The organism is Neolewinella persica DSM 23188, assembly GCF_000373105.1.
Lineage (GTDB): Bacteria > Bacteroidota > Bacteroidia > Chitinophagales > Saprospiraceae > Neolewinella > Neolewinella persica.
In genome coordinates this window covers 146,305-154,445 of the sequence record NZ_KB890420.1, presented here as the reverse complement: position 1 = coordinate 154,445, position 8,141 = coordinate 146,305, and the positions used below count along the sequence as shown (strand labels likewise).

The window sequence follows — 8,141 nt, the reverse complement described above, 5'->3', positions numbered from 1 at the left end:
GGGTTTGGAATCGCCAAGGCTATGGTTTTGGGACAACCGCATGAAGCTGATGAGTATCGTCACCTTGGTCTATGACTTCATGCTCCAGATATTGCGCAACTGGAAAGGCTGGGTTCCTCTTTTTTTAAGAAATTACTGTCATAGAACTGGAAAGCGGTACCGAGATGTCTCGATACCGCTCTACAGACTTAGAATGGCCATCTCGATTTGCCTCACTTTAATGTGGGCTCAAAATTCGGGATGACTCATGTTTGTTCCGCGGCACTTGTGCGGGTACCTTTCTTAATCAACCGGCACAAGTGCCGGGGAACAAAGTTCGCGGTGCAATTTGATATACGCACTAGCCAGTCGCCGATAAACGATATCTCAATAATAATCAAGATATTTGCCCCTCCTTACCCCGCCCCCAAAATGCTATTCTCCTACGCCGAAAAAAATACACCTTTCGTTCTCAGTCCAGAGAGCCTGGATTGGTACCTTGGCAAAGGCTGGTATCGGATGGGGGCTAATGTTTTCACTACTCATTTTCTGTTCTTCCAAAAGCAGGCTTTTTCGGCGATTTGGATCCGGATTGACTTAAAAGATTTCAAGTTTTCCAAGCGTCAGCGCAAATTGATGCGCAGGAACGCTAAGCTCTTCGACCTGGCCTCCGGCCCACGGGTTATTGACCGGGAACGCAATGAACTCTATCGCCGCTATGCTGCCGATTTTGACGGTCGGCTCTCCCCCACTATCTCTGATAGCCTGGAGGATTATGAAGGTGCTCAGTCGGTGTTCAATACCTGGGAAACCACCGTTCGGGAAAAAGTGAGTGGTCAATTGGTTGGCGTCAGTTATTTTGACCTCGGAGATGAGGCCGCCGCGAGTATTCTTGGAGTGTACGATCCCAAACTAAAATCATTCAGTCTGGGGTATTACACCATGCTCCTGGAAATAGCCTTCTGCCTGGAGCGCGGTATGCGTTTCTATTACCCCGGATACGTTGTTCCCGGCTATCAACGATTCGACTATAAGCTACGTCTTGGCGCCAGTGAATATTATGACGTGCGTACGAGTAGCTGGCTTCCCTACGACCAGGAGGACATTGAAAAAAACGGCCCGACTGAAATCCAGCGAACAATGTTGGCCAAGCTCGCCAATGGCGTGCTGCAACAATCAGGGAAAACAAACCCGGTCCTGACCTATCCCCTTTTTGAGGCCGGGCTTTATGACATTTGGAGTGAAGACTATATACCCTATCCGTACTTCTACCCGTTAGGCGCTGATTCCGCAGGCAACATGCTGATCGTTTGCTTCGACCCCAAAGACCGCGAGTTCCTGGTTTTGGAATGCCTGCATATGGTTGAAGCTCAGCTAATGTTCAATACTTCCTACCTCAGTAATTTTGATCAGGGAAATTTCTTTTCTGAACTACTGGCCATTCGAAATATACTTTTCCGGTCCTCGTCACTGGAGGTCATCATCAACACTTGTATATCTTCAACTAACGAATAATTACCTTGCTTATGCGTACGATCTTATTCCTTTCCATACTTACTGCTTTCGTCTTTACCAGTTGCGGTGGGAACGATCAGGGTGCCACTGAAGAAGTGGAAACATCGACAACTCCAAGTGTTTACGCCGCTGCAGCTACTGCGCTTGAAGCTGGAGAAAGCCCCGCGGCAGTTAGTAAGTTGCTTATGGATAACTTCCAGGCCGTCAGTGATCCAAATACGGGAGCACTGAACGTACAGGCGAGTCAGGACTTTGTCACGATAGCCACTCAGCTGGCCGACAAGTTCCCCAGCGACACACTTGCCGCCATGCCTTTATACCGTGCGGCAGAAGTGGTGCGGGCAATGAATGATCCTAAGCTGACCGCGAGTATTTATCAAAAGGTCTACAATAATTACCCCTCCTTCAGCAAAGCACCCGAGGCGTTGTTCATGCTAGGCTTTACCTACGATGAGGATCTTGGCGATTTAGAAAAAGCGAAGGCTACTTACACCGATTTTTTACAAAAGTATCCCACGCACTCTTTTGCTGATGACACCCAGATGTTGATGGAAAATCTTGGGAAGAGTGATGAAGAGATCCTGATGGAGTTGGAGAAGAAGGCTGGTCAGTAGTCGCTCCGCTCCGGTTGCAGGATCGCTCTGCGACGGTTGCAGGGGTTGCAGAGCTGCCGGTTCTTCCGCAAGATTTTTTGGCTTTTTCTAAATACTTTTTTTCGAGCTCTTGTCCACACCTTCGTACGGAGCTGCATCATACGGTAGCTGGAACCTGCAACGCGCCGAAGGCACTCTGCAACAAGGAGCGAAGCGACCTACTTGACCTCTGGCATGTCGGGCATTTTGCAGTCTTCGTCCGGGTTTTTACCGCAGACTTCACAGTTGCCAATTTTGTTGGTCAGCATTGGGTTATTGCTGGCACAAGTGCCACGAAACTCGTTGCCCGTTACCAGATGCCGAATATTGATCAGCAAAAAGGCTGCGCCAAATACGGCGAAGATGACGGCAAAAAGGGTAAGGAAACTGTACATGATGGTTTACTTTGGTGGGGCAAAGATAACACCGTTGGACGTTGGATGGTTGTTTTCACCCCCTACCCGTACGTATAACAGCCTGCTCAATTATCCTTTCTTTGCACCTGCGGCCGCGCCCCTAATTAGTGTTCAGGAATCAGGATCCAGGATTCAGAAAGCAGGGTTCAGGGTTCAGGAGCCATTGAATACTCGAACCTTAGTACTGAATACTGGACACTTTTGCCTGGCCCCTGAGTATTGAATCCTGATTGCTGAATCCTAACCACTCATTCCTGACAACTGAACACTACCTTTGGCTCCTTCTCAAAAAAAGCCTTCTATGGATCCAAAACTTACCGCCTTCCAACGCCTGCTCACCATTATGGACGAGTTGCGCGAACAATGCCCCTGGGACCGAAAGCAGACGTTACTTAGCCTAAGGAAACTGACCATTGAGGAAACGTATGAATTAGCAGATGAGCTGCTCAAAGAGGATTTGCCCGGCATCAAAGAGGAGGTTGGCGATCTCCTACTGCACATGGTTTTTTATGCTAAAATTGCCAGCGAAAAGGGTGCCTGGGATATTGCTGACGCCCTCAACTCAGTTTGCGACAAACTAGTAGAGCGCCATCCACACATTTACGGAGATGTAGTCGCCAACGACGCTGAAGCAGTAAAGGCAAACTGGGAGCGGATTAAACTGGCCAGCGGAAAAGGCAAAAAAACGGTACTCTCTGGTGTTCCTACCGCCCTACCAGCGATGGTTAAGGCAATGCGCATGCAGGAGAAAACGGCACAATTCGGCTTTGACTGGGATAATAAAGAGCAGGTTTGGGACAAAGTGAATGAGGAAATACAGGAGTTTCGCGAGGCCACCAATGAGCGCCACCAGGAAGAAGAATTCGGCGACCTGTTGTTCAGCCTTATCAACTATGCCCGCTGGCAGGGCATTGACCCCGAGGCTGCGCTGGAGCGTACGAATATCAAATTCCGCCAACGCTTCGAAGAGGTAGAAAAAGCAGCTGGTCCCGCCGGACTCTCTGACATGCCGCTGGAAGAAATGGAAGCACTGTGGCAAGCGGCCAAGCGGTAGCGTCGGGTTGTCGAGTTGTCGGTTGTCGGGTTTTCCGTAAAACTACGGGTACTTCGTTGCCATGATGACTGGAGAAACCAGACAACAGGACACTCCGACGGCTGAAGAACCCGACAACTTTCGTATCTTCGCCGGCCGTTTAAGGTGGAGGAATTCAACCTGTCTTTGCCCGAAACCGTTATAGCACATAATAAAATACGTATGAATAAGATTGAGCTAAGGGTAATGGCCATTAATCGCAGTGTGACACAGACTGCCAATTACGCCCTTGTGCTGGGAGAAGTCAACGGACCAAGACGTTTGCCGGTAATTATTGGCAGTTCCGAAGCTCAGGCCATTGCCATTGCCATTGAAGGAATGGTAGGTCCACGGCCGATGACCCACGATCTGTTCAAAAATACGCTGGAGACCCTAAGAACGCACCTGCGGGAGATCATCATTACCGACCTGCGGGAAGGCATTTTCTTTGCCCGGCTGGTGCTCGACCGTGACGGTGAGATCATCGAAGTTGACAGTCGAACCAGCGATGCGCTGGCGTTGGCCACTCGTTTCGAATGTCCCATTTATACTTACAATGACATCCTGGAATCTGCGGGAATTGTCCTTGAGGGTGAAGACGAGGATTACGACACCCCCGGCACCGAATTAGAAACCGTAGGCGACGACGTAAAGGGCGTAGAGAACCTCTCCCGCATGAACGTTAAAGACCTCAACGGCTACCTGGAGCAAATGCTGCAAGAAGAGAACTATGAAGAAGCCGCCCGTATTCGGGATGAGTTGCAACGTCGTGGTGGAAGCTAACCAGTTATAAGTAGCATTAGGTACTCAGGTAAGATTTTATCTGGCAGCTAAAAAGGCTCTACTACAGAGTAGCCGCGAAGTGGATTCAAAAAGAATGACCGCAACCTGCTTAAAGCAAGCTGCGGTCATTTTTTATGGCGAACTCTCGAAGCAGAAGTTTGGAATGACTAAGGCTTTGTTGAGGCCAGCGGAATCACTTGGGCGTACTACCCGAGTTGATCCACGTTCAAACTCCGGTCGACCTTACGAATCAGTCCGGCCAGGATTTTCCCTTTACCGCCCACTTCGATGAAGTCCGTCAGGCCTGCGGCCTGCATATTCTGGATGGTCTGTGTCCACCGAACGGGGCTGGTGAGCTGAGCGATAAGTTTAGCTTTGATCACCTCGGGATCGGTACTGGGCTGTGCATCGGTATTCTGGTAGATTTCACAAGCCGGCGGGCGGAAGTATGCCTCTTCGATGGCTGCCCGCAGGCGATCCTGGGCGGGCTGCATCAGTGGGCTATGGAAAGCGCCGCCTACCGGTAGCAGAACGACCCGTCGTGCACCAAGGTCCGTCAGGATTTTACTGGCCTTCTCAACACCTTCGACGCTCCCGGAAATAACCAATTGTCCGTTGGTATTATAGTTTGCCGGCACTACGATTTCTTCAATAGCGGCACAAGCGTTTTCGATAATATCGTCATCCAGACCAAGAACTGCTGCCATAGTGCCGGGGACGGCCTCGGTGGCAGCTTGCATGGCTAGCGCTCTTTCGGCCACCAGGCGAAGTGCTGCGGCAAAATCGAGGGCTCCGGCAGCAACTAAGGCAGAGAACTCCCCGAGGCTATGCCCCGCTACGGCGGTTGGTTGTTCAATGTCTTCAGCAGACAGGTAAGTGATGGCGGAATGCGCAAAAATCGCAGGCTGGGTAATCTTTGTCTCACGCAACTCTTCTTCTGTGCCTTCGAACATTACTTTGGAAAGGGAATAGCCGAGCACATCATCAGCCTGCTGAAACAAAGCCTTAGCTTCGGCGCTAAGGTCAAAAAGGTCTTTGCCCATGCCGCTGAATTGGGCTCCCTGGCCGGGAAATACGTATGCTTTCATGTTTATCGGGTTGTCTGGTTCTCCAGGTATCTGGTTGTCGGGTTATCAATGGCGTTTATTGATAACCCGACAACCAGACGACTTGATTTTATCCGCAAGGTTAGGGATTTTGTCTGACTTATGACTGGTTCTTAGCGCAAAGACACTTTCATTCCCTTACCATCAACGACCAGGAGATAGATCCCGGCAGGAAGATCAGCGGAAAACTGAAGCTGGTTCCCGGAAACAGTCAGGGGAAGTCCCCGGCCATCGATTGAGTAGAACGAGGCCGTAACATCGCTCATTTCCTTACCATCGGGCAACTGTAATTCGGCAGTGCGAAGATCAAGCCAGCGAAGATCAAGCCCATCAGCAGACAGGGTAATCTCCCGGATAGGGGAATAGCTGTAACTACCGTCCAAATCAACCATACGAAGACGATAGTACAGGGTACCTATGGGTGCCTCCTGGTCGGTAAAACTGTAATCAAGCGATGCGCGTGAGAACCCGGCAGCAGAAACGGAGCCAACCTCCGCCCAGAAACGGTGATCAGACTTACGTTCGACGTAGAAGCGGTCCGTAGCGGTTTCACTGATCGTATTCCAGTTTAATTCGACGGAGGTTTTTGTCAATGCCTGGGCGGTAAACTCCGTTAGTTCGGATGGTACGATTAAGCCGGACTCCAGCGGGCCGATATCCGGGGCTGCTCCCTGGTTACGATCAGCCAGGACAAAGTCCTTATCATAGCCGAGATCCAAGCCTGCGTCTACGGCACCGCCAAACATTTCCGGGGTGTAGTTACCTGCAGCCAGGTCGATAAAGTCCGGGTCCTCCTTAAGGTTGTTGGTGATGACGTCACCATCCGTACCATTCAGTGCATTGAAGGCAGTCACTGTCAATGACTCTCCGGTAGCGGGTAAGAAAACCTGAGCGGGACTGCCGGCCTCATCAAACAAGATATTATTTTGGTAAGTATTCGGCCCTAAATCATCTTTATCGATCAGTAAAGCCTGGCCAGCAGGATAAAAGCCTCCAAAAGGCTGGAGGGCATTATTGAAGAAGATATTGTTCCGTATCCGGTTATCCATAGCCTGGTCAGCAGCCCCTATACCGAGGATATAGAAGGCAGCTTCGTCAGTATTCAATACAAGGTTGTGATCAAAGTCATTATCGTGGCTGACAAATCCATTACCCAGAACAGCTACGATAATTCCGTAGGCGGAAGGGCCATCTATAGCCGTTGATTGGCGAACTGTCCGGATGATATTATGTTCGAAAACGTTGTTGTTCCCGTTTACGAAACTTGCCGCCCGGGTACTATCTATTGTATTTCGGTAAAATCGGTTGAGCGCGCTTCTATCCTCTGCACCATTAATACTGATTCCTCTGGAAAAAGAAATATTGGGTGCGGAGATATAATTATCTTCAACGAGGTTGTTATTGGCTCCACCTACATTAGTGAAATTACCCAACATCTCAATCCCATTATTGGCCCAATTCCGGAAAGTGTTACCTGATACTGTGCAGTTCTCGCCGGAGGAAAGGATAATCAACCCGTTACTACATCCCCGTGTACTTCCCAGTCCGTGGAATATCTCAAACCCCGAGTCGAAGGTATTGTCTAATACTTCAATGTAAGAAGAAGTAAAGTACCCCTGGGCCGTATTGATTCCAGTGATTCCCATTCCGGTACTGGCATAACGGCCGATCTTACAGTTCTTGATTACCAGGCTGTCACTTGCTAAAATTGCGGCGGAATAAACTGATCCTCCTTCAAATTCCAGTCCATCAAACACCATGTTTACCGCGCCAATGGCCAGCATTGAAGTGGAGCTGATGTTTCCGGTAATTCCATCACGGTACCTGAAAGCAGGATTTGCTGATTCATGGAGAAACAAGGTACTGTCGGACCTCCAGAACCATTTGCTGAAGACTCCCTGGCCATCGGTGGTACCTAAATCAACAAGCTCGTTTGCCCGAAGGACCTCGGCACCGTCCAACAGGACCCGATTAGGGTTAAGGTTAAGGTCCAGTGACCAGACGTTGGTACTTATCTCGGTCCAGTTTGCGGCAACATCACTTCCGGGGAGAACGTCAACAGAGGTGATCAGAGGAACAGAATCAGTAGCCACACCGTAGTTGGAAACGACCAGTGGTGCTTCGGCCGTACTTACGAAGAAGACTTCCAGTGGATCGCCACGCCAAGCCTCTCCGCGCTTAAGCAAGATGCTATCTCCAGGGGCGGGATTAAAGGTAACTGCCTGTATACTTAGAAGGGTTTGCCAAGCGGTTGCCGGGGTGAGTCCGTCGTTGCTATCGTCGCCACTAGTCGCATCAATGTAGTAATTCGTAGCAGCAAGGGGAGATAAGGCCAATGACAGGAGACAAAGGAGTAAAATATTCTTCATATGGGTATTCGTTTTAAATGGTTATCAAAAAATTAGCGATAAACCTGGTGGTCCGTCAAGTTTGATTTTTAGCATAAACTGCTCGTAGATTTTTTCGGTTGGCAAGGCGCTTGAACCGAAACTTAGCCGCAGCTAAGTAAGGATTCAAGTAACGCAGCCATGTGGGAAAGATCCCACAGATTATGCCAACTTCAAGCTTGACGGACCACCAGTATGCCCTAAGTTAAGACAACTTGCTAAAACACAAAGCGCTCTGTTGGGGAATCCCA

7 protein-coding genes are annotated in these 8,141 nt (G+C 49.7%); 4 read left to right on the top strand and 3 right to left on the bottom strand.

The window, feature by feature from the left end:
- Positions 1-411: 411 nt before the first annotated feature.
- Together B036_RS0106750 and B036_RS0106745 are read left to right on the top strand one after the other, a co-directional pair.
- Positions 412-1,494 (top strand): hypothetical protein, encoded by a 1,083-nt coding sequence (locus tag B036_RS0106750; protein WP_020567935.1) that lies wholly within the window; start codon positions 412-414, stop codon positions 1,492-1,494.
- Positions 1,495-1,505: 11 nt separating this feature from the next.
- Positions 1,506-2,108, top strand: coding sequence for a tetratricopeptide repeat protein (locus B036_RS0106745; protein WP_020567934.1), 603 nt, complete (start codon positions 1,506-1,508; stop codon positions 2,106-2,108).
- 197 nt (positions 2,109-2,305) lie between these two features.
- Here B036_RS0106745 and B036_RS0106740 read toward each other — a convergent pair whose 3' ends face one another.
- Positions 2,306-2,521, bottom strand: a complete 216-nt coding sequence (locus tag B036_RS0106740) for a hypothetical protein (protein ID WP_020567933.1) — start codon at positions 2,519-2,521, stop codon at positions 2,306-2,308.
- A 322-nt stretch (positions 2,522-2,843) separates the two neighbouring features.
- On the opposite strand from B036_RS0106740, the gene mazG reads away from it, so the two are divergent.
- Complete coding sequence (gene mazG, locus B036_RS0106730; RefSeq protein WP_020567932.1) at positions 2,844-3,596, top strand: nucleoside triphosphate pyrophosphohydrolase; 753 nt, start codon at positions 2,844-2,846, stop codon at positions 3,594-3,596.
- 201 nt (positions 3,597-3,797) lie between these two features.
- Positions 3,798-4,397 (top strand): bifunctional nuclease family protein, encoded by a 600-nt coding sequence (locus tag B036_RS0106725; RefSeq protein WP_020567931.1) that lies wholly within the window; start codon positions 3,798-3,800, stop codon positions 4,395-4,397.
- A 206-nt stretch (positions 4,398-4,603) separates the two neighbouring features.
- On the opposite strand, the gene fabD is transcribed toward B036_RS0106725, so the two are convergent.
- Together fabD and B036_RS31745 are read right to left on the bottom strand one after the other, a co-directional pair.
- Positions 4,604-5,485 carry an ACP S-malonyltransferase gene (gene fabD / locus B036_RS0106720; protein WP_020567930.1) on the bottom strand — a complete coding sequence of 294 codons (882 nt, stop codon included), beginning with the start codon at positions 5,483-5,485 and terminating at the stop codon, positions 4,604-4,606.
- A gap of 131 nt (positions 5,486-5,616) precedes the next feature.
- Positions 5,617-7,872 carry a right-handed parallel beta-helix repeat-containing protein gene (locus tag B036_RS31745; protein ID WP_026231753.1) on the bottom strand — a complete coding sequence of 752 codons (2,256 nt, stop codon included), beginning with the start codon at positions 7,870-7,872 and terminating at the stop codon, positions 5,617-5,619.
- Positions 7,873-8,141 lie beyond the last annotated feature (269 nt).

What these genes read in the sequence shown, in the direction of transcription:
- B036_RS0106750 (WP_020567935.1), top strand. Translation starts at nt 412, where the DNA reads ATGCTATTCTCCTACGCCGAAAAAAATACACCTTTCGTTCTCAGTCCA.
- B036_RS0106745 (WP_020567934.1), top strand. Translation starts at nt 1,506, where the DNA reads ATGCGTACGATCTTATTCCTTTCCATACTTACTGCTTTCGTCTTTACC.
- B036_RS0106740 (WP_020567933.1), bottom strand. Translation starts at nt 2,521, where the DNA reads ATGTACAGTTTCCTTACCCTTTTTGCCGTCATCTTCGCCGTATTTGGC.
- mazG (WP_020567932.1), top strand. Translation starts at nt 2,844, where the DNA reads ATGGATCCAAAACTTACCGCCTTCCAACGCCTGCTCACCATTATGGAC.
- B036_RS0106725 (WP_020567931.1), top strand. Translation starts at nt 3,798, where the DNA reads ATGAATAAGATTGAGCTAAGGGTAATGGCCATTAATCGCAGTGTGACA.
- fabD (WP_020567930.1), bottom strand. Translation starts at nt 5,485, where the DNA reads ATGAAAGCATACGTATTTCCCGGCCAGGGAGCCCAATTCAGCGGCATG.
- B036_RS31745 (WP_026231753.1), bottom strand. Translation starts at nt 7,872, where the DNA reads ATGAAGAATATTTTACTCCTTTGTCTCCTGTCATTGGCCTTATCTCCC.